Origin of the sequence: Streptomyces plumbidurans (assembly GCF_019857225.1) — a bacterium.
Lineage (GTDB): Bacteria > Actinomycetota > Actinomycetes > Streptomycetales > Streptomycetaceae > Streptomyces > Streptomyces plumbidurans.
Map to the genome: position 1 here is coordinate 163,600 of NZ_JAFJSY010000013.1, position 20,413 is coordinate 184,012.

The following is a 20,413-nucleotide window of genomic DNA, read 5'->3' on the forward strand; positions in this document are numbered from 1 at the left end:
TTGCGCCCGCCGGGAGTTGCGAGGAGGCGTGCACCGCTGTCCGCTGTCCGCGCCAGGACAACGTGCCGCTGATGCCCAACCCGCAATGACCACGCACATGGGAGCAGAAATGGCCTCGTCCTCGGACGTCACGTCCGCCGACCACACCCCAGGGAACCCGGAAAGCGGTTCCGCGACCGACCCCGCGAGACGCGGGCGGGTCCGGCTGCGCCGTGCCGCCGTGATGGCCGTGCCCGCCGTCGCGGTCGCCGCCGGACTGGCGATCATGACCGCGGAGGGAGCGCTGGGGGTGTCGTTCTCGATATCCGGCATGCCCTTCACGGTCACCGCCAAGTCGCTGGACGGCACCGGATTCGAGCAGTTCGGCGGGCTCGACAGCATGATCGACAACAGCCCGAACCAGGGCGACACCGGCGGTCAGGTGCTGATCGTCACCTCCGCGATCAAGAACGCCACGCTGGACAGCCTGTGCCAGAGCGTCGACCTGGGCGGCACCAACCTGCTCATCAAGGCGGGCAGCGGCTCGTCGAAGGTGAAGGCGACCGACCTGACCACCGACTCCACCCAGCTGTCCGGTGACGCCTCGTTCAACAACATCGAGATCGGCAACGACGCGAGCACGCTCGACAAGGCCGGCGTCAAGGGCCCGAAGGGCGTCTTCAGCCAGCAGGCCGACACGGTGCACATCGCCAACCTGCGGCAGACGAACTACGCGACGACTGCGGGCGTCTTCAAGCTGCCGGGTCTGAAGCTGTCGTTCAGCGACTCGGGCTGCTGATGCCGAAGCGCTGGGAACAAGGCGTGCGGCCCGCTTTTCGTCAGTGGCGGGCCCGCCGTCCGTTCTGGGGCGGGCTGCTGCTCGCTCTGGGCGGGGCGGAGATCCTGCTCACCGAGAAGGCCTCGCTGAAGGTCGTCATGCACATCGGCATGCAGGGCCTGGCCGGGTATCTGCTGCCCGTGGTCATGGTGCTGTGCGGTCTGCTGACCCTCTTCAGCCCCTCGCAGCGGCTCTTCTACTCCATCATCGGCGTCCTGGCCTCCCTGGGTTCCTGGATCACCTCCAACCTGGGCGGCTTCTTCATCGGCCTGCTCCTCGGCGCCGTGGGCAGCTGTCTCGTCTTCGGCTGGCTGCCGGACCAGGAGCCGCGCCGCAGCCGGCGCCGGCGCAGGAGGGAAGCGCGGACACAGCACGAGGAGCAGGGCGTGCCCGCCTGACCGGGGAGCGGGCACGGCCCCGGCCGCAGCCCCCGTCATGTGACTCCCGTGGCCCAAGTGGTTTGCCCCGCCCGCCGGTTGACGAAGTAGAGGGCGGGGCCGCGTGCGGCGGGACGACGTGACGAGAGGGGCCATCGTGCCCGAGGACAGCGCCCGGCCGGGCGACCGGACCGGCATCGACACCGGCACCGCGCATGCCGCGCGGATCTACGACTACATCCTGGGCGGCAAGGACCACTACCCCGCCGACCGGGAGGCGGGCGACGCCATGTGCCGGGAGTGGCCCGCCCTGCCGGTCCACATGCGGGCCAACCGCGACTGGCTGAACCGCGCGGTGCGCCGGCTGGCCGAGGAGGCGGGGATGCGCCAGTTCCTCGACATCGGCACCGGCATCCCCACCTCGCCCAACATCCACGAGATCGCCCAGTCGGCGGCCCCCGGATCACGGGTGGTCTACGTCGACAACGACCCGCTCGTCCTCACGCTCTCGCAGAGCCTGCTGAACAGCACGCCCGAGGGCCGCACCTCCTATGTCGAGGCGGACATGCGCGATCCGCGGACCATCCTCGACAGCCCCGCCTTCCGCGACACCCTGGACCCGGCCGAGCCGGTCGCGCTCACCGTGGTCGCGATCGTCCACTTCATGCTCGACGAGGACGACGCCGTGGGCATCGTCCGCCGGCTGCTCGAACCGCTCGCGCCGGGCAGCCATCTCGCGATGTCCATCGGCACCGCCGACTTCGCGCCGCGGGAGGTCGGCCGGGTGGCCCGCGAGTACGCGGCCCGCGGCATGCCGATGCGGCTGCGCACCTTCGCCGAGGCGCAGGAGTTCGTCGAGGGCCTGGAGCTCGTCGAGCCGGGACTCGTCCAGGTCCACAAGTGGCGTCCGGACGGTACGGACACCGGGGCGATCCGCGACGAGGACATCGCGATGTACGGCGTGGTGGCCCGCAAACCGTAGCCGCACCCCCTGCTGCCCGGCGTGCATCATCACGATGCGGCAGCGACAACTCACTGAATGTTGCTGATCACTTGACTACCGGCGGTCCCACGCGATTGGCTCCGGCCAGCGAGAGTCACCCTTGCGTCGTCCGACGTCGGACGACGGACGGAAGCCCTCTCTCGCCGTTCCACTTGCTCGGCCGCACAGCGAGGTGCCGTCCCCTCATGAATACTCCTCCCCCACCGTCCGCCGCCCACAGATCCGCCCGTGTGATCGCCGCGGCCGCCGCCGTCTGCCTGTTCGCGGCCGGGTGCTCCGGGTCCAAGGACGGCTCCGACGCCGCTCCCGGCGCCGGCGGCCGGGCGGACACCGCCCGCCTCAAGGTCGCCCTGGTCACCCACGCCTCGGAGGGCGACACCTTCTGGAACCTGGTGAAGAAGGGCGCCGAGGCGGCCGCCGCGAAGGACAACATCGAACTGACGTATGCCAACGACCCGGACGCGGCCGCGCAGGCCTCGCTGGTGCGGGACGCGATCCGGCAGAAGGTCGACGGCATCGCGGTGACCTTGGCCAAGCCGCAGGCGATGAAGGGCCCGGTCGCCGCGGCGCGCGGGGCGGACATCCCGGTGGTCGGCCTCAACTCCGGTATCGACTCCTGGCAGTCCGAGGGGACCATGGAGTTCTTCGGACAGGACGAGAGCCTGGCCGGCCGCGCGGTGGGCGACAAGCTCGACGACCTCAGGGCCAAGCACGCGCTGTGTGTGATCCACGAGCGCGGCAACGTCGCCCTGGAGGCCCGCTGCGCCGGGGTGAAGAAGACCTTCGGCGGCCGCACCGACATCGTCTACGTCGAGGGCACCGACGCGAACGCCACCGACGCCGTGATCACCGCCCGGCTGCGGCAGGACCCGACGATCGACGAAGTGATCATGAACGGCGCGCAGTTCGCGCTCGACGCGGTCAAGTCGGTGAAGCAGGCCGGCAGCAAGGCGCACGTGGCCACGTTCGACCTCAACCAGGACCTGGTGAAGGCCGTGCAGAGCGGCGATGTGCAGTTCGCGGTGGATCAACAGCCGTATCTGCAGGGCTATCTGGCGGTGGACGCGCTGTGGCTGTACAAGACCAACGGCAATGTCAGCGGCGGCGGTGTCTCCCCCGTGCTCACCGGACCGGCATTCGTCACCAAGGCGAACGTGGCCTCGGTCGCCGAGTTCGCGTCCCACGGGACGCGCTGAACGACACTTCGGACGTCAATGTCGCGAAAGATTCGGAGACCTGGGGCGCGTGCGGTCAGTTGTACGGATAGCATCCTGTGCACCCCTTCTCCCCCAGCTCACGGCCATCCCCGTGTTTCCCCCTCCGCTTTGCTGATCGCCTAGGACGACGATGTCTGAACGGACAGGTGCCCGGCGCCGCATCGGCTCCATACGTCTCTCCCTGATTCTGCTGGCCCTGGTGCCGAGCGTCACGCTCGCGGCCATGTGGGCACTGACGACCACGCAGATCTTCAGCGAGGGGCTGCGGCTGCGGGGGCAGACGCAATTGAGCCGGGACACCGGGGCCATGGGCACCGACGCCACACTCGCGCTGCAGCGCGAGCGCAGTCTGTCGGCGGCCTGGCTGGCCGACCCGCACGGCTCCCGGCAGGCCCTGGACACCCAGCGCCGGGCGACCGACAAGGCGGTCGCCAAGCTGGTCGGCCAGACCGACGCGATCAACAACGCCCCCGCGCGCATCTCGGACCGGCTGTACTCGGTCCTCGGCTCGGTGAGCAGCCTGGAGTACTACCGCGGCCAGCTGGACAACCCCAGCGACATCACCGCCGCCCAGGCGCTCGACCAGTACGGCTCGATCATCGACGACCAGATCCACGCCTTCCAGGAGCTCTCCCAGGTCGACGACGGCGACCTCACCTCGCAGGCCGACCCGCTGATCGCCCTGGAACACGCGGCGGAGCTCGTCTCCCAGGAGGACGCCCGGCTCACCGTGGCCTGGCCGTCCGGAAGGCTGAGCGAGAAGTCGTGGGACACCTTCTCCGAGCTGGTCGCCACCCGCCGCTGGCTGGTCCAGGACCAGATCGTGCCCTCGCTGCGCGGCAGCGCGAAGGCACAGACCGATCGGATCCTGCAGAGCCCCGAGTGGCAGACCATCTCGCACGTCGAGGACCAGGTGCTCGCCTCCCGGCCCGCCACCGGCGGCGGGAGCGTCGCGCTGCCCGCCGCGCAGAAGCAGTGGGCGGCCTCGTTCCAGAAGGTGGGCGACGAGTACGCGAAGCTGATCGGCGCCCAGACGTCCGGGCTGCTCGACCGCAGCGCCGACAAGGCCGACAACCTGCTGCTGAAGGCCGCCGCCCTCAGCGCGGGCGGACTGCTCGCCCTGCTGCTGTGCGTGGGCATGTCCTGGCGGATCACCCGCTCCCTGTCCCGCCGGCTGCGCGGCCTGCGCGAGGCCACCCTGAGCCTGGCCGAGGAGCGGCTGCCGGACGTGGTCTCCCGGCTCGACCGGGGCGAGAAGGTCGACGCGGACCTGGCGACCCCGCCGCTCGACTACGGCTCCGACGAACTCGGCCAGGTAGCACGGGCGTTCAACAAGGCGCAGCGCACCGCCGTGCACACCGCGGTCGAACTCGCCGACACCCGGCGCGGTTTCCAGAAGGTCATCCTCGGCATCGCACGGCAGAGCCAGAACCTGGTCAATCTGCAGCTGACCAAGCTCGACACGCTGGAGCGCAGCCACTCCGACCCGGACGTCCTCAAGGGCCTGTACGAACTGGACTCCACCGCGAGCCAGTTGCGCCGCTACGAGGAGAACCTGGTCATCATCAGCGGTGAGCAGCCGCGGCGCAGCTGGCGGGAGCCGGTCGCGCTGATCGACATCCTGCGCGGCGCGGTCGGCGAGGTCGCCGAGTACCAGCGGGTCGAGGTGCACACCGACGAGGACGTGTACGTCGCGCCGCCCGCGGTGGCCGACGTGATCCATCTGCTGGCCGAACTCATCGACAACGCGACCGTGTACTCGCCCGCGCCCGCCCCTGTCGGGGTGCGCGCGGCGACGGTGGCCAAGGGCGTGGCCGTCGAGGTGGAGGACCGCGGCCTCGGCATGTCGGAGGAGGACTACGCCTCCTTCAACGCCCAGTTGGCGGTGGAGCCGCAGTTCGACGTGGTGGCGCTGGCCGACGACCTCAGGCTCGGCATGTTCGTGATCGCCCGGCTCGCCACCCGGCACGGCATCACGGTCACGCTGCGCCCCTCGCCGTACGGCGGCACGACGGCGATCGTGCTGCTCCCGCACGACATCGTCGTACGCGAGACACCGGCCGTCCCCGGCAAGGCTCCCGCCGACGACAAGACCGAGGAGCCTGCCGCCCACGACGAGGAGCCCGCGGAAGAGAGTGCCACCACCCCCGTCACCAAGGGCCCGGTGCCCGCCGCCCGCCGTGACGGCATGGCGCCGCTGCCCCGCCGTGTCCCCCAGACCAGCCTGGCAGCCGAGCTGCGCGAGGACGCCCCGGCCGGTGAACAGGACGACGGCGACGAGGAGTTCACCGCGGAACAGGCCGCCTCCTCGCTGGCCGGCTTCCAGAGCGGCACGCTCCGGGCACGTGACGACGACACCGAGACGCAGTACGACCTTCAGGAAGCACCCGGGACTCGGGACCCGGATGCGTCCGCCCCCGCCGCAGGTATTCCAGTCCCCTCGACTCCGCCCGCCGACCGCTGACGAAGGAACACCGCCATGACACCCGCAGTCCCAGCCACCCATACCCAACTGGACCAGTTGCTGACCGGCCTCGTGGAGCGGGTCGCCGAGGTGAACCACGCCGTCGTGCTCTCCGAGGACGGGCTGGTCGTCAGCAAGTCCACCGGGTTCCTGCGCGACGACGCCGAACGGCTGGCGGCCACCGCGTCCGGTCTGATGAGCCTGAGCAAGGGCGTCAGCATGGACTTCCGCGGCGGCCCGGTGCGCCAGGCGCTGATCGAGATGGCGCACAGCTATCTGATACTCACCTCGGCCGGTCCGGGCGCCCACCTCGTGGTGCTCACCAGCCAGGGCGCGGACGTCGGCGTGGTGGCGTACCAGATGAACATGCTGGTGAAGAAGATCGGCGAGCACCTCAGCGCGGCGCCGCGGGCCGGCCTCGGCCCGACCGCCGAATCCGGCGCGTGAGATGGGCGGTGGCGACACGGCGGGCCGTCTGGTCCGGCCGTTCGCACTGACCGGCGGACGGACCAGGCCGAGCCGCGCCGACTTCACGCTCATCACGACGGTGACCGCGGTGGACCCGCCGCCGACCTGGGCCACCCGGCCGCAGCCCGAGCACCAGCGCATCCTGCGCCACTGTGCCGAGCCGCTCGCCGTCGCGGAACTCGCCGCGCTGCTCGATCTGCCGGTGAGCGTAGTGGTGATCATGCTCTGCGATCTGCTGGAGGCCGGCCGGATCACCGCCCGTCCTCCGCACCCCGTCACCTGCAATCCGGACCTGGACCTGCTGCAGAAAGTGAGGGACGGCCTTGGCCGGCTCTGATGTCGTCACCCGGGCGGCGCCCGACACGGTGAAGATCCTGATCGCCGGGGGATTCGGCGTCGGCAAGACCACCATGGTCGGCTCGGTCAGCGAGATCGCCCCGCTGCGCACGGAGGAGCGGCTGACCCTGGCAAGCGTGGACGTCGACGACCTCGCCGGCATCGAGGAGAAGCACGCCACCACCGTGGCCCTGGACTTCGGCCGCATCACCATCGGCCAGGACCTCGTGCTGTACCTCTTCGGCACCCCGGGCCAGCAGCGCTTCTGGTTCATGTGGAACGACCTCGCGCTGGGTGCGCTGGGCGCGGTCGTCCTGATCGACGTCCGCCGCCCGGAGACCAGCTTCGCCGCGATCGACTTCTTCGAACGCCGCAAGATCCCCTTCGTCGTGGGCGTCAACGGCTTCTACGGCGACCACCCCTATCCGCCCGACGAGATCCGCGACGCGCTCGCCCTGCCGGAGCACGTCCAGGTGCTGCTGTGCGACGCGCGGGAGCGCGAGTCGTCGCGGGACGTACTGATCGCTCTGATCGACCAGTTGATCGAGTCGGCGACGCGGTGAACGGGGCGGGTCGGCTCACCACCCCGGGCCGACTCCCTCCTCCGGGCCGGTGAGCGGTTCGGCCGGTGGCGGGACGATCCGGGCGGTGAGGTCCGGGTCGGGCATGTTCTGGTCGAAGGGGAACACGGGGCGGCGGATGCGGTGGTGGCCCAGCCGGGTCAGGTCCTGGTCGACGCCGCCCGGGGTCAGCGCCATCTTCCAGTCCGCGGCCATGGCGAAGAGTTCGGGCTCCAGATAGCCGATCTTGACGATCACGACGTCCGCCGCGCGCGGGTCGAGGTCCAAGTCGGTGAAGTCGTGCTCGTGGTGGTACGGCTTGCGCAGCCGGGTCAGGATCACCCGGACGCTGCCGACCCGCAGGACGACCTCGGTCCCGGCATCCCGGTCGCCGTGCCGGACTGCGTGGACGACACCGGTCAGGGTGAGCGGCCCGGCGTGCCGGTCGTCGACCTCGGCGCCCGCGGTGACGGTGACGGTCGCGCCGACGCCGGCCTTCTCGGCCTCGGCGACCGCGGACGGTCCGGGCACGGACGCGTAGATGACCACCGGGCCCGAGGGGTCCTTGAACTCCGGGCGGGACAGCACCTGTTGCAGCCCCCAGGTGACGTCGCCCGCGCCACCGGCGGTCGGGTTGTCGCCGGTGTCGCTGATGAAGTACGGGCGGGCGGAGGAGGCCAGCGCCTCGTCGAGGCAGTCCGCCAGGGTGCCGGTCGGGGCGACGAAGGCGAAGTCGCGGCGGGCCTGCCAGAAGCCGCGGGCCAGTTGCTCGGCGCCCTTCGCGACCGCGGTGCGGTCCGGGCCGGTGACCACGACGGCGGCCCGGTTGCGCGGTTCGTCGGCCCAGGCGTAGCCGACCCAGATCGCCGCGTCCGTCACGCCCTCGGCGGCCTCCACCTCGGCGACCGCGGCGTACACGCTCTTCGCGGGTTCGATCCGGGTCGAGGTCTGCTCACCCGCCAGCAGTACCGGCACCGGGACCCAGGCCTTGACCGGGCGGGGCCCGCCGCCGGCCAGCAGGTCCACGAGGTTGCGGGCGGCGCGCTCCTTGGTGTCCATGGCGTCCTCGTGCGGGGCCATGCGGTAGCAGGTGATCAGGTCGCTGAGGTGGACGAGTTCGCGGGAGACGTTGCCGTGCAGGTCCATGGAGGTCGACACGGGGACGTCCGGGCCGATCACCGCGCGGATACGGGTCAGAAGGTCCACCTCGGCGTCGTCGAGGCCCTCGACGGTCATCGCGCCGTGGATGTCGAACCAGAGGCCGTCGAGAGGGCCCAACTCACTGAGCCGCTCGATGAGTTCGGCGGAGAGTTCGGCGTACGCCGCCGCCGTCACCGTGCCGCCGGGCAGCGCCTTGCCGACCAGGGCGCCGCGCCAGTCGGCGGCGGCGCGCAGCTCGGTGCCGGCGGCCAGGAAGGGGTAGCGCGCGAAGACCTCGTCGCCGCGCTGCGGGTGGAAGGCGGACGCTTCGGTGCGGGCCGGGGAGAACGTCGACGACTCGATGCCGAGCCCGGCGACGGCGATCACGGGACGCGCTTGCGGCATGGCTCCTCCGGAGAAGTCAGTCGTGGTGGTTGCCGGTCAGGGAGTGCAGCGCGTGTGCCAGCGCGCGCTGGAGCGCGAACTGGCCCGCGCCGACCAGTCCCGCGTCCGCGCCGAGGCTGGCCCGCTCGATCACCAGGTGCTGGGTGACCAGCGGATGGCAGCCCTCGTAGAGCTGGCTGCGGACGGCTGCGACGAACGGCTCCAGGGTGGAGAGGATGCCGCCGAGGTACACGGCGTCGGGGTTGAAGAAGTTGACGTTGGCGGCCAGCACCTGGCCGAGGTAGCGACCGGCCTGCCGCACGGCGCGGGTCGCCTCGGGGTCGGAGTCGGAGGCGAGGCGTACGACGTCCTCGGTGCTGGTCACGGTGAGTCCGCGCTCGCGCAGGATGCGGACCAGGGCCGCGCCGGAGGCGACCGTCTCCAGGCATCCGGTGTTGCCGCAGGAGCAGGGGATGTCGTGCCCGGCCTCGACCCGGACATGGGTGATCTCGCCGGCCGCGCCGGTGCCGCCGCGGTAGAGGCGGCCGTCGGCGATGACGCCCGCGCCGATCGCCGTACCGGTCTTCACCATGATCGACTGGCGGCGGCCCGCGGGCTGCACGGTGTGCTCGCCGACGGCCATGCAGTTGGCGTCGTTCTCGATGGCCGCCGGGACGCCGAAGCGGTCCTCCAACCAGGCGCGGACGGGGAAGCGGTTCCAGCCGGGCATCCGGGACGGCAGCGTGACCATGCCGGAGGCGACGTCGACCGGTCCGGGCAGGGACAGGCCCACGCCGCGCAGCAGGCTGCGGCCGTGCCGGTCGGCCAGGTCCGCCAGGGTCTCGGCGAGTCCCGGCAGCGCCCCGTCGGGTCCGTCGGCGGTCGGGAACGGCACGGTCGACACCTCGGTGAGGCCGCCGCCCGGCAGCACCACGCCCACATGGGCGTGCCGGCCGCCGAGTTCCGCCGCCACCGCGAACCCGTCGCTGCCGCCGAGGCGCAGCACCTTCCGCGGCCGTCCGCCGGCGGAGGAGACCGTGCCCTCCTCGGCGACCAGGCCGAGGTCCAGCAGCTGGCTCACCGTGAAGGAGACCGTCGAGGGTGCGGCGCCGAGCAGGGCGCCGATCTCCGTACGGGTGGTGGCCTGCCCGGAGGCGAGCAGTTCGAGGACGCGCTCGGCCAGCGAGGAGACGCCCGCGCTGTGCTTACGCCTCGGCGGACTTTTTTCAGTCATGGACGAAACAACTTCCGTCTTCGGCTCTCGGAGCGACGAGCGTAGGCCAATCCAGACCCCTCCAGGCTTTTTCCAGAACAGCAGAAACAGACTTTTTACAGCGACGCGTCTGTTTCTTCGGACAGGCGGGTCGTTGACTGTCCTCACCCCGCTCGAGCCCATCAACGAGGAGAGTCATGTCCCCTGCCCGCACGAGACTCCTGGCCGGTGTCACCCTCTCCGCGTGCGCGCTGCTGCTCGCGGGCTGCTCCGGGTCGACCGGTTCGTCGTCCGCGTCGAAGGACTCCATCAACTACGCGCTGCCCGCGAACTTCACGCCGAACTGGATCCTGCCGATCGGCACGGCGGCGCACTTGAACACCAACAACAGCTCCATCTCGCACACCCTGTGGGAGCCGCTGATCGCGTACGACGGCTCGACCGGCAAGATCGGCTGGAACAAGGCCGGTTCGATTGCCACGGCCGCCGACTTCGCCGCCGACAACAAGAGCGTGAAGATCACGCTGGGCGACCGTCACTGGAGCGACGGAAAACCGGTCACCTCACGGGACGTGAAGTTCTGGTTCGACCTGATCAAGGCGAACAAGAAGGAGTGGGCGGGCTATTCGCCCGGCCAGGCGCCCGACAACTGGACGTCCCTGAAGGCCGACGACGACCGCCACTTCACGCTGACCTTCGACAAGGCCTACAACCCGCAGTGGATGCTGGCGAACGAGCTGTCGGAGATCATCCCGCTCCCGCAGCACACCTGGGACCAGGGCGGCGATCCGGTCAAGACGTGGATGTACCTCAACAACGCGGCCAAGAACATCGGGAGTTACGCCTCCAACCCGCTGTGGAAGACGATCAGCGGCCCCTACGCCGTGAAGTCCTTCTCCACCGCCGGCAAGGTCGTCCTCGCCGCCAACAAGAAGTACGACGGCGGCGAGAAGCCGGGCATCCCCACGGTGAACCTGCTGCCGTTCACCACGGCGGACGCCGAGAAGAACGCCCTGCGCTCCGGGAGCGTCGACTACGGCTACATCGAGGCGACCGACCTCGACCAGAAGGAGAGCTTCACCGCGCGGGGCTACGAGGTGAAGCCGTGGTCGGGCTGGGCGATCACCTATATGCCGTACAACTTCAACAACCCGTCGATGGGGCCGGTGTTCAAGCAGCTCTACGCCCGCCAGGCGATCCAGCGCTCGATCGACCAGACGACCATCGCGAAGGTCGTCTTCAGCGGCACCGCCGTCCCCGGCTACGGCCCCATCCCCACCGCGCAGGCCTCCGCCTTCGTCTCGCAGACGCAGAAGAACAACCCGTACCCGTTCTCCACGAGCGCGGCCAGGGCGCTGCTCACCTCGCACGGCTGGAGCGAGCGGGGCGGGGTGATGACCTGCACGAGCCCGGGCAGCGGGGCGAGCCAGTGCGGTGCCGGGGTCGCCAAGGGGACGAAGTTCCAGATGCAGGTGCTCTCGCAGTCCGGCTCGGCCGTCACGGACAACATGATGAGCGCGATCCAGTCCTCGCTCGCGAAGACCGGCATCAAGTTCTCCATCAAGACCGCGCCGGTCAACTCCGTGCTCTCGCAGACCCCGCAGTGCACGGCGAGCCAGTCGATCTGCAAGTGGCAGCTGTCCTTCTTCGGCACGGCGGGCAGCTGGTACTTCCCGGCCTTCCCGACCGGTGACTCCCTCTTCCAGTCCAAGGGCGGCTCGAACTTCGGCAACTACTCCGACGCCAAGGTCGACCGGCTCGTCAGCACGTCCACGACGTCGAGTTCGAACCAGGCGATCCAGGACTACAGCACCTCCCTCGCCAAGGACCTGCCGGTGATCTGGCTGCCGGAGCCCGACTACCAGATCTCGGTGATGAAGAAGGGGCTCGGCGGCTTCGCCCAGGACTCGCTCGCCAACTTCCACCCGGCGCAGTGGAAGTGGACCAGCTGAGGCATGGAAACTCTTCTCTATCTGGTCCGGCGGGCGCTCCAGGCCCTCGTGGTGATCCTCATCGTCACGATCGTGGTCTTCTGCCTGCTGCACGCGCTGCCCGGGGGTCCCGCACGCGGGATCCTCGGACCGCAGGCGACGGCACAGCAGATCGCGGCGTTCAACCACGAGCAGGGCCTGGACCGTTCGCTGCCGGTCCAGTACCTCTACTACCTGCGCACGCTGCTGCACGGCGACCTGGGCACGTCGTACACCCTCAACGAGGGCGTCTCCCAGCTCATCGGGCAGCGCCTGCCGAGGACGCTGGTGCTGACGGTGCTGTCGGCCCTGGTCGGGCTGCTGCTGGCGATCCCGCTCGGCATGTGGCAGGCGGTGCGGCGCAACAAGCCCGCCGACTACGTGATCACCACGCTGAGCTTCGTCGCGTACTCGACGCCGGTGTACTTCCTGGGCCTGATCCTGGTGCTTGTCTTCACCCAGACCCTGCACTGGTTCCCCTCTCAGGCACCCCAAGGGGACACGCTGGCCCAGGTGTTCGCAGACCCGATGGCCCTCGTGCTGCCGGTCGTCACGGGCGCGGCCTCCATGGTGGCCGTCTTCAGCCGCTACATGCGCGCCGCGACCCTGGAGAACCTCTCCGAGGACTACGTCCGCACCGCGCGGGCGGGCGGCTCGCGGCAGGGGGCGATCCTGTTCCGGCACGTGTTCCGCAACTCGCTGACCCCGGTGATCGCGATGCTCGGCTACTACGTGCCCGTCCTGTTCGGCGGTGCGCTCGTCGTCGAGCAGCTCTTCAACTACCCGGGCATGGGGCTGCTGTTCTGGAGCGCCGCGCAGTCCTCCGACTATCCGGTGCTGCTCGGCTGCGTCCTCGTCATCTCCGTCGCGACGGTCGTCGGCACTTTGCTCGCCGACGTGGTCCAACGGGTGGTCGATCCTCGAGTGAAGGCGGGCCGCGCATGAGTGCCGTACTGCAGTCCACCACGCCGACCGCCGAGCCGGTCGCCAACTACCGGTTGTCCCTGCGGCGGTTCACCCGCAACCGGCTGGCGGTCGCCGGGCTCGTGGTGGTCGTGCTCTTCCTGCTGTTCTGCTTCGTCGGGCCGCTGCTGTACTCCACCGACCAGACCCACACCGACCTCCACCAGGTCAACCTCGGGCCGGGCGGGGCCCACTGGCTGGGGACGGACGCGGTGGGGCACGACGAGGTGGGGCGGCTCATGTTCGGCGGGCAGGTCTCGCTGCTCGTGGGACTCGCGGCCGGCGTTCTCGCGACCGTCATCGGCACGCTGTGGGGTGCCACGGCGGGCTACGCGGGCGGCTGGGCCGACGCGGTGATGATGCGGGTCGTCGACGCCGGCATCGCCATCCCCGCGCTGTTCATCCTGCTGGTCGTCTCCGCGATCACGACCCCGGACACCCTCGGGCTCATCCTCGTCCTCGGGCTGGTGTCGTGGCTGGTCCCGTCCCGGCTGGTGCGGGCGGAGACGCTCACCCTCAAGAGCCGTGACTACGTGCTGACCCTGCGCGCGACCGGCGGCACGCACGGCCGGGCGATCGCCCGGCACATCCTGCCCAACTCGGTGTCGACGATCGTGGTCGCGGCCACCTTCCAGGTCGCCGACGCGATCCTGCTCGTCGCGTACGTGTCGTATCTGGGCCTCGGCGTGCAGCCGCCGAAGACGGACTGGGGCGGGATGCTGTCGGCCGGTCTGACGGCGGCGTACTCGGGACGCTGGTGGCTGATCGTCCCACCGGGCCTGGCGATCATCCTCGTCGTGTGCGCGTTCAACGCGATCGGCGACGGGCTGCGGGACGCGTTCGACGTGAGGGGGCGGGGATGAGCGGCACTCAATCGAGGACGGAGGCTGCGGCGGAGGTGGAGCCGGAGAGGGTGCTGGAGGTCGAGGGGCTCGGGGTGACGTTCGGCACGGACACCGGCGACGTACCCGCGGTATGTGACATTGCACTGCACGTGCGGCCCGGCGAGACCCTCGCCCTCGTCGGCGAGTCCGGCTCCGGCAAGTCCACGGTCGCCCTGGCCGCGCTCGGCCTGCTGCCCGGCAACGCGCGCGTCTCGGGCCGGGTCACGGTCGGCGGCACGCAGATCGTGGGTTCCGGCGAGGCCGAACTCGCCCGGCTGCGCGGCCGTACCGCCTCGATGGTCTTCCAGGAGCCGGCCACCGCGCTGGACCCGCTCACCCGCATCGGGGCGCAGATCGCCGAGGTCATCCGCAACCACCGGCCCCTCTCGCGCGCCGAGGCCGCCCGTGAGGCGGTCGAACTTCTGCGCAGGGTCGGCATTCCCGAGCCGGAGCGACGGGCGTCGGCGTTCCCGTTCCAGCTGTCCGGCGGCCAGCGGCAGCGGGTCGTCATCGCGATGGCGATCGCCAACTCGCCGAGCCTGCTGATCGCGGACGAGCCCACGACGGCCCTGGACGTGACGGTGCAGGCCGAAATCCTCGATCTGCTGCGGCAGTTGGCGGCCGACTCCGGCACCGGCGTCCTCCTCGTCACCCACAACATGGGCGTGGTCGCCGACTTCGCCGACCGGGTCGCGGTGATGCTGCGCGGCGAGATCGTGGAGACGGGGCCGGTGGAGCAGGTGTTGCTGCGCCCCTCGCACGAGTACACGCAACGGCTGCTCGCGGTGGTCCCGCGGCTGGCCCTCAGCGGCGAGGACGCCCCGGCGCGGGAGGGTGCGGCCGTGGTGGAACTGCGGGACGTCTCCGTGCGGTTCGGGCGCGGGCCGTCGGCGGTGCGGGCCCTGGACGGGGTGACGCTCGACGTCCGCCCCGGCGAGACCGTGGGCCTCGTGGGCGAGTCCGGTTCCGGCAAGTCGACGGCGGCCCGGGTCGCCCTCGGCCTGATCCCGCCGGACGCCGGGTCGGTGTCGCTGTTCGGTACGGACCTGAAGCGCACCCGGGGCCGGAAGCGTCGGGCCCTGCTGTCCGGGGTGGGCGTGGTGTTCCAGGACCCGGTGGCCTCGCTGGACGCGCGGATGAGCGTGGCCGAGTGCGTCGCCGAACCGCTGCGGATGCACCGCCGGGGCATGTCGTCGGCCGACCGGCGGGCCCGGGTCGCGGAGGTGCTCGAACTGGTGCGGCTGCCCAAGGAGTTGGCGGCCAGAGGACCGCGCGAGCTGTCCGGGGGGCAGCGCCAGCGCGTCAGCCTGGCCCGCTCCCTCGTCCTCGAACCCCGGCTGCTGGTCGCGGACGAGCCGACCAGCGCGCTGGACGTCAGCGTGCAGCGCACGGTGCTCGAGGTGATCGCCGAGCTGCAGCGCGAACTGGGCTTCGCCTGTCTCTTCGTCTCCCACGATCTCGCGGTGGTGCAGGAGTTCGCCCAGCGGGTCGTCGTCATGCGGGCCGGCCGGGTCGAGGAGCAGGGGCCCACCATGTCCACCCTGCTGCGGCCCCGCAGCGACTACACGCGACGGCTCATCGCGGCCGTGCCCGTGCCGGATCCGGTGGTGCAGCGGCGCCGCCGGGCGCAGGAACGAACGGAGGCCACTGCGTGACACGAGGTCCCGAGGTGATCGCGGGCGTCGACATCGGCGGCACGACCACCCAAGTGGTCCTGTGCGCGGAGGACTTCGGCATCGTCGACCGGCTGGAGGTGGCGACCCCGGCGGCGGACGGCGGGGCGGCGATGGTGGGCGCCGCCCTGGAGTGCGTACGGCGCCTCCTGGGCCGTACGCCCGCGCGGCTGCTGGCCGTGGGGGTCGGGGCGGCCGGGGTGGTGGACGCGCGGGCCGGGCGGATCCTGGTGGCGAGCGACTCGTTCCGCGACTGGGCCGGGTTCGAGGTGACCTCGGAGGTCGAACGGGCCCTGGGCGTGCCGGCGTTCCTCGACAACGACGTCAACGCGTTCCTGCGCGGCGAGGCGACGGCCGGTGCCGTCGCGGGCGTACCGCATGTGCTCGGCATGACGCTGGGCACCGGGGTCGGCGGGGCGCTGTGGCTGAACGGCGGCCTGTACGACGGCCCGCACGGCGCGGCCGGCGAGATCGGGCATGTGCCGGGCTTCGGTGATCTGCCGTGCACCTGCGGCGGTCGCGGCCATCTGGAGACCCTGGCCTCGGGCCGCTCCATCTCCGCCCGCTACGGCGAGCGCACCGGCCGGTCGGTCAGCGCCCGCGGGGTGGCCGAGTCGGCCTCACTGGGGGATGCGGACGCGCTCGCCGTGTACGAGGCGGCGGGCGCCGGTGTGGCCCGTGCGCTGCTGATCACGGCGGGCCTGCTGGATGTCACCACGTTCGTGATCGGCGGGGGCGTCAGCCGTTCCTGGTCGCTGGTGGAGCCGTCGATCCGGCGCGCCCTGGCCGCCGAACCCCCGGTCAGCGGGCGCCCGCTGACGGTCCTGCCCGCGGGCCTCGGCGGCGACGCGGTCGCGGTCGGGGCGGCGGCGCGGGCGCGCGCGGAGCTCGATCCGCACCGGGCCTTTGCGGGGGACGCCTGGCCGTCCACGGACGAAGGGTGCCCCCTCGGTGAGGGGGCACCCTGATGGTTTCGTCCAAGGACGCGGATCGGGCGAGGCCGGTCAGGCGAGGCCGGCCGACTTCAGCCAGGCCTTGGCGACGTCCAGCGGGTCCTTGTTGTCCTGCAGCTGGGTGTCCAGCTTCAACAGGGCCGCGGTGTCCAGCTTGGCCGAGACCGCGTTGAGGGCGGAGACGCCCTTCGAGGGCAGACCGCTCTTGTAGACCAGCGGCTGCACGTTCTCGAAGCCGAAGAGGAGCTTCGGGTCCTGCAGGACCACGAAGTTCTCCTTGGAGATCGTCGGGTCCGTGGTGAAGATGTCCGCGGCCTGCACGGTGTTCTTCTTCAGCGCCGCCTGGGTCAGCGGGCCGCCCGCGTCCAGCGCCTTGAAGCCCTTGAACTCCAGGCCGTAGACCGACTTCAGGCCCACCAGGCCCTGCTGCCGGGTCTGGAACTCCGGCGAGGCACCGATGGTCAGGTCCTTCGCCACGTCCTTGAGGTCGGCGATGCTGGACTTGTCCGTCAGCTTGTACTTGTCGGCCGTGGCCTTGTTCAGCGTGACGGAGTCCTTGTTCTGCGCCGAGGCCGGGTCCAGCAGGGTGAGCTTGGAGTCCAGCTTGGCCTCGATCGCGGCCGTGGTGGCCTCGACCGTCTTGGGCGCCGCCTTCGGGTCGAGGTAGGCCAGCAGCGCGCCGTTGTACTCCGGCAGCACGGTGATGGAGCCGTTCTTCAGCAGCCCGTACGTGGTCTCCCGGCTGCCGATGTTCGGCTTGTAGGTGACCTTGACGCCCTTGGCCTTCAGGGCCTCGCCGTAGATGTCGGCGAGCAGGATGCTCTCGGCGAAGTTGTTCGATCCGACGACCACCGTCTTGCCGTCGGACTTGCCCGCCTGGAGCGGGTCGGAGGACTTGTCGTTGTCGGAGGAGCCACATCCCGCCAGCAGGGCCGTGGTCGCGGCAAGCGCGACGGCCGCCGCGGAGTAGCTCTTGATGGACCTGCTGCGTGGGGCGTTGGAAGTCACGATTCCCGTTCCGGACTCGGGGGATTGATGAAAGGCAAACTCTGGAACTGATCCAATCCAGCCCGTTCTTACTCAGTCAAGACCCAACCGGGTTACCGATTGGCCTCAATGCGTGATCAGTTGTAAATGCAGTGTGAACGGATCGGCAGGGAAGCGGAGGCTCTTTGTAATGGATTCTTGACTTAGGGCGACGGTCTTGATCGTTCAATGAGGCGGTAGTCTCACGGCAGTTGGCGTCGGTCACAGCGGCAACGGCGGTCACTCCGGTGCCGTCCTGCACCACTCCCAACGATCAGAATCAGTCATCATCCGCATCCGCGGGGTCGCGCGGGATGAGACCCCCATGAAGGAGGTCCGGTGTCCACGACCGAGGTGGACGCGCCGGTCCGGCCGGCCCCGTCGCCACACAGGGGCGGCATACGAGGCTTCGCCGACCGGTGGCCCTTCCGTCGCAAGCTCAATCTCCTGGTCGGCGTCCCCCTCGCCGTCGTGGCCGTCCTGCTCTCCTATCTGATCACCGACCAGGTGGGGCAGGCCCGGGACGCGGCCTCGGCGGCGGACCTCGTACGCAACAGCGAGCAGGTCGCCTCGCTGGTCAACAAGATCGAGGCCGAGCATCAGCTCGCCATCCTGCTCGCCGTGCGCTACGAGGCCGGCGGCGGCACGAAGTCCACACTCTCGGACTACCGCAGGGCGCAGAAGGCGGTCGACACCCAGGTCGCGAAGGTGCGAGACAGCTTCGGCGGCACACTGCCGGACGGCGAGGTGCAGGCGCTCAAGGAGGTCGAGGGCCTGACCAGCCTGCGCGGCACCGTCGAGCAGAGCTATCTGCCCGCGAGCAATATCGACCCGGCCTACGACAACGCCGCCAGGACCGTGATCGCCGGCCTCGGCCTGGACCGCAACGCGGGGCTCGCGGCCACCTTCACCGGCAACCTGCTGGACTCGCTGCTGCGTGCCGACGCCGCGCACGGTTCCTTCGAGACCGGGGTGTTCTCCGCGACGACCGGTGACACCAACGCCCAGATCGAGTTCACGACCGCCGTGGGCGCGTACCAGCTCTACACCACCCAGGCGGAGCGCTTCGCACGGTTCGCCACCGACCGGCAGGCCGACGAGCTGTCCGGCATCGAGCACAGCGCCGCCCAGCAGAAGATCGCCGAGGCCTACGCCGAACTCCAGGTCGCGCCCAGCACCCTGCAGGCGACCACACCGGCCCGGATCAAGGCGGCGTTCCAGGACGCGCTGGCCGACTACCCGGCCTATCCGCAGCAGGCGGCCGGCCGGCTGAGGATCACCTCCTCGCTGATCGACCAGATCGCCGACACCGCCGACCGCTCGTCCACCGACGCGTGGTGGCGCGCGGGTGGGCTGCTGGCCGCGGCGCTGCTCGGCTTCGTACTGTGGCTCGCCTTCTCGGTGCTGGTGCGCCGCTCGGTGGTCCGGCCGGTGCAGGCCCTGACCGATGCCGCGCAGGAGGTCGCCGAGGTGGCGGGCCGCGAGCTCGCCCGCGTGGCCGACGACGACGCCGAGGACGCGGGGCCGCCCAAACTGCGCGAGATGCCGGTCACCGCGCGCGACGAGATCGGTGAGCTGGCCGAGGTGTTCAACCGCGTGCAGACCACCTCGATCGCGCTGTTGGAACGGCAGGTGCTCAGCCGGCGCAACGTCGCCGAGATGTTCGGCAACGTCGGCCGGCGCGTCAGCAACCTCACGACCCGCCAGCTCGCGCTGATCGACGCGGTGGAGCGCGGGGAGACGGACCCGGCGCTGCTCGAACGGCTCTACTCCATCGACCACATCGCGGTGCGTCTGCGCCGCAACGCGGACAGCCTGATGCTGCTCGCCGGCATCCGCGAGACGGTCCTCGACTCCGGGCCCACCACGCTCACCAACGTCGTACGCGCCGCGCTCGGTCAGATCGAGGGGTTCCAGCGGGTGCAGCTGCACGCGCGCACCGAGGTCATGGTGGAGCCGGACATCATCGGCGACCTGACCCTGATGATCGCCGAACTGCTGGAGAACGCGGTGTCGTTCTCGCCCGCGGGCAGCCCGGTCGAGGTGTACGTCCGCGACGCCTCGGGCCTGGACGCCGCGCCCTCGGGCGGCGCCACCATCGTCGTCTCCGACCACGGCCTCGGCATGAGCGCCGAGCGACTCGCCGAGGAGAACGCCCGCCTGATCCGCCGCGAACGCCTTGACCTGGTGCCCACCAAGGTGCTCGGCCTGTTCGTGGTCGGCACCCTGGCCCGCCGCTGGGACGTCGCGGTCGCCCTCTCCCGCACCCCGGGGGGCGGCCTCACGGCCGAGGTGACGGTACCGTCCTCCCTCCTGCTCGCGATGAGCCCGCTCACAAGCACCCCCAGCACTCCGGCACCCGCCGCAAGCCTGCCCCCGACCACCGGCACGCACGCTGCCGCGGCCACCACACAGACGCCCGGCGCGTACGCTGCCGCGACCACCGCACAGCCACCCGGCACGGGGGCCACCGCAGGCACCACACCGGTCCCCGGCACGGGGGCCGCCGCCGGCATCACACCAGCCTCGGGTACGCAACCTGCCGCGAGCGCCGCACCGGCCTTCGGCACACTGGGTGCAAGCGGCCTGCCGTCGTCCTCGGGCGCACGGGCTGCCGCAGCCAACTCACAGCCCCCCGGCACGGGGGCCACCGCAGCCGCCGCACAGGCCCCCCGCCCAGGGGCCGCCGCAGACTCCACGCAGGCCCCCCGCCCAGGGGTCACCGCAGCCTCCGCACAGGCCCCCCGCCCAGGAGCCGCCGCAGACTCCACGCAGGCCCCCGACACGCAAGCTGCCGCAAGCCTGCCGCCGATCACCGGCACCGGCACACGACCTGCCGCGAGCAGCGCACCCGCCCAGGGCACCCCAGGTGCCGTCGGCCTCCCGCCGGCCACCGGCGCGCAGGCGCAAGCCGCCGCAGGCGCCCCGTCGGGTGCCGGTGACCCGGCCCACGGCGCCCGCCCCG

At 70.9% G+C, this 20,413-nt stretch carries 17 protein-coding genes; 14 read left to right on the forward strand and 3 right to left on the reverse strand.

Going from position 1 to position 20,413, the window contains the following annotated elements; genetic code table 11:
- Positions 1 to 109: 109 nt before the first annotated feature.
- The 8 genes from JYK17_RS11925 to JYK17_RS11960 all read left to right on the forward strand — a co-directional run bounded on the left by JYK17_RS11925 (position 110) and on the right by JYK17_RS11960 (position 7,245).
- Positions 110 to 778: a DUF6230 family protein gene (locus JYK17_RS11925; RefSeq protein ID WP_108006860.1), complete on the forward strand. Its 669-nt coding sequence runs from the start codon at positions 110 to 112 to the stop codon at positions 776 to 778.
- Positions 778 to 1,215 (forward strand): DUF6114 domain-containing protein, encoded by a 438-nt coding sequence (locus JYK17_RS11930; protein ID WP_108006862.1) that lies wholly within the window; start codon positions 778 to 780, stop codon positions 1,213 to 1,215. The genes JYK17_RS11925 and JYK17_RS11930 overlap by 1 nt, the downstream gene beginning before the upstream one ends.
- Positions 1,216 to 1,351: 136 nt before the next feature.
- Positions 1,352 to 2,176: an SAM-dependent methyltransferase gene (locus JYK17_RS11935; RefSeq protein WP_128801641.1), complete on the forward strand. Its 825-nt coding sequence runs from the start codon at positions 1,352 to 1,354 to the stop codon at positions 2,174 to 2,176.
- A gap of 206 nt (positions 2,177 to 2,382) precedes the next feature.
- Complete coding sequence (locus JYK17_RS11940; protein WP_108006864.1) at positions 2,383 to 3,393, forward strand: substrate-binding domain-containing protein; 1,011 nt, start codon at positions 2,383 to 2,385, stop codon at positions 3,391 to 3,393.
- Between the two features lie 151 nt (positions 3,394 to 3,544).
- Positions 3,545 to 5,878 (forward strand): sensor histidine kinase, encoded by a 2,334-nt coding sequence (locus JYK17_RS11945; protein WP_222810329.1) that lies wholly within the window; start codon positions 3,545 to 3,547, stop codon positions 5,876 to 5,878.
- A gap of 15 nt (positions 5,879 to 5,893) precedes the next feature.
- The gene (locus tag JYK17_RS11950) at positions 5,894 to 6,325 is read left to right on the forward strand and encodes a roadblock/LC7 domain-containing protein (RefSeq protein WP_108006868.1); all 432 of its coding nucleotides are present in this window, start codon (positions 5,894 to 5,896) and stop codon (positions 6,323 to 6,325) included.
- Between the two features lies 1 nt (position 6,326).
- A complete protein-coding gene (locus tag JYK17_RS11955) occupies positions 6,327 to 6,683 on the forward strand; it encodes a DUF742 domain-containing protein (protein WP_108006870.1) in 357 nt (118 codons plus the stop codon).
- The gene (locus JYK17_RS11960; RefSeq protein WP_108006872.1) at positions 6,670 to 7,245 is read left to right on the forward strand and encodes a GTP-binding protein; all 576 of its coding nucleotides are present in this window, start codon (positions 6,670 to 6,672) and stop codon (positions 7,243 to 7,245) included. The genes JYK17_RS11955 and JYK17_RS11960 overlap by 14 nt, the downstream gene beginning before the upstream one ends.
- Before the next feature lie 15 nt (positions 7,246 to 7,260).
- On the opposite strand, the gene JYK17_RS11965 is transcribed toward JYK17_RS11960, so the two are convergent.
- Together JYK17_RS11965 and JYK17_RS11970 are read right to left on the reverse strand one after the other, a co-directional pair.
- Positions 7,261 to 8,787 carry a M81 family metallopeptidase gene (locus tag JYK17_RS11965; protein WP_222810330.1) on the reverse strand — a complete coding sequence of 509 codons (1,527 nt, stop codon included), beginning with the start codon at positions 8,785 to 8,787 and terminating at the stop codon, positions 7,261 to 7,263.
- Between the two features lie 16 nt (positions 8,788 to 8,803).
- Positions 8,804 to 10,000, reverse strand: a complete 1,197-nt coding sequence (locus JYK17_RS11970; protein WP_108006876.1) for an ROK family transcriptional regulator — start codon at positions 9,998 to 10,000, stop codon at positions 8,804 to 8,806.
- 176 nt (positions 10,001 to 10,176) lie between these two features.
- Between JYK17_RS11970 and JYK17_RS11975 the strand changes: the two genes are divergently transcribed.
- Genes JYK17_RS11975 through JYK17_RS11995 form a run of 5 tightly spaced genes read left to right on the forward strand, consistent with a single transcriptional unit; the run spans position 10,177 to position 16,437 of the window.
- Positions 10,177 to 11,931, forward strand: a complete 1,755-nt coding sequence (locus tag JYK17_RS11975) for a peptide ABC transporter substrate-binding protein (protein WP_222810331.1) — start codon at positions 10,177 to 10,179, stop codon at positions 11,929 to 11,931.
- Positions 11,932 to 11,934: 3 nt separating this feature from the next.
- Positions 11,935 to 12,894, forward strand: a complete 960-nt coding sequence (locus tag JYK17_RS11980; protein WP_222810332.1) for an ABC transporter permease — start codon at positions 11,935 to 11,937, stop codon at positions 12,892 to 12,894.
- Complete coding sequence (locus JYK17_RS11985; protein ID WP_222810333.1) at positions 12,891 to 13,775, forward strand: ABC transporter permease; 885 nt, start codon at positions 12,891 to 12,893, stop codon at positions 13,773 to 13,775. Before JYK17_RS11980 ends, JYK17_RS11985 begins: the two co-directional genes overlap by 4 nt.
- Complete coding sequence (locus tag JYK17_RS11990) at positions 13,772 to 15,451, forward strand: dipeptide ABC transporter ATP-binding protein (RefSeq protein ID WP_222810334.1); 1,680 nt, start codon at positions 13,772 to 13,774, stop codon at positions 15,449 to 15,451. The genes JYK17_RS11985 and JYK17_RS11990 overlap by 4 nt, the downstream gene beginning before the upstream one ends.
- Positions 15,448 to 16,437 (forward strand): ROK family protein, encoded by a 990-nt coding sequence (locus tag JYK17_RS11995; protein WP_234548208.1) that lies wholly within the window; start codon positions 15,448 to 15,450, stop codon positions 16,435 to 16,437. The genes JYK17_RS11990 and JYK17_RS11995 overlap by 4 nt, the downstream gene beginning before the upstream one ends.
- Before the next feature lie 36 nt (positions 16,438 to 16,473).
- Here JYK17_RS11995 and JYK17_RS12000 read toward each other — a convergent pair whose 3' ends face one another.
- Positions 16,474 to 17,430 (reverse strand): ABC transporter substrate-binding protein, encoded by a 957-nt coding sequence (locus tag JYK17_RS12000; protein ID WP_108006886.1) that lies wholly within the window; start codon positions 17,428 to 17,430, stop codon positions 16,474 to 16,476.
- A 357-nt stretch (positions 17,431 to 17,787) separates the two neighbouring features.
- Here JYK17_RS12000 and JYK17_RS12005 point away from each other — a divergent pair.
- A partial coding sequence (locus tag JYK17_RS12005; protein WP_308011684.1) for an ATP-binding protein occupies positions 17,788 to 20,413 on the forward strand: 2,626 nt, incomplete at its 3' end.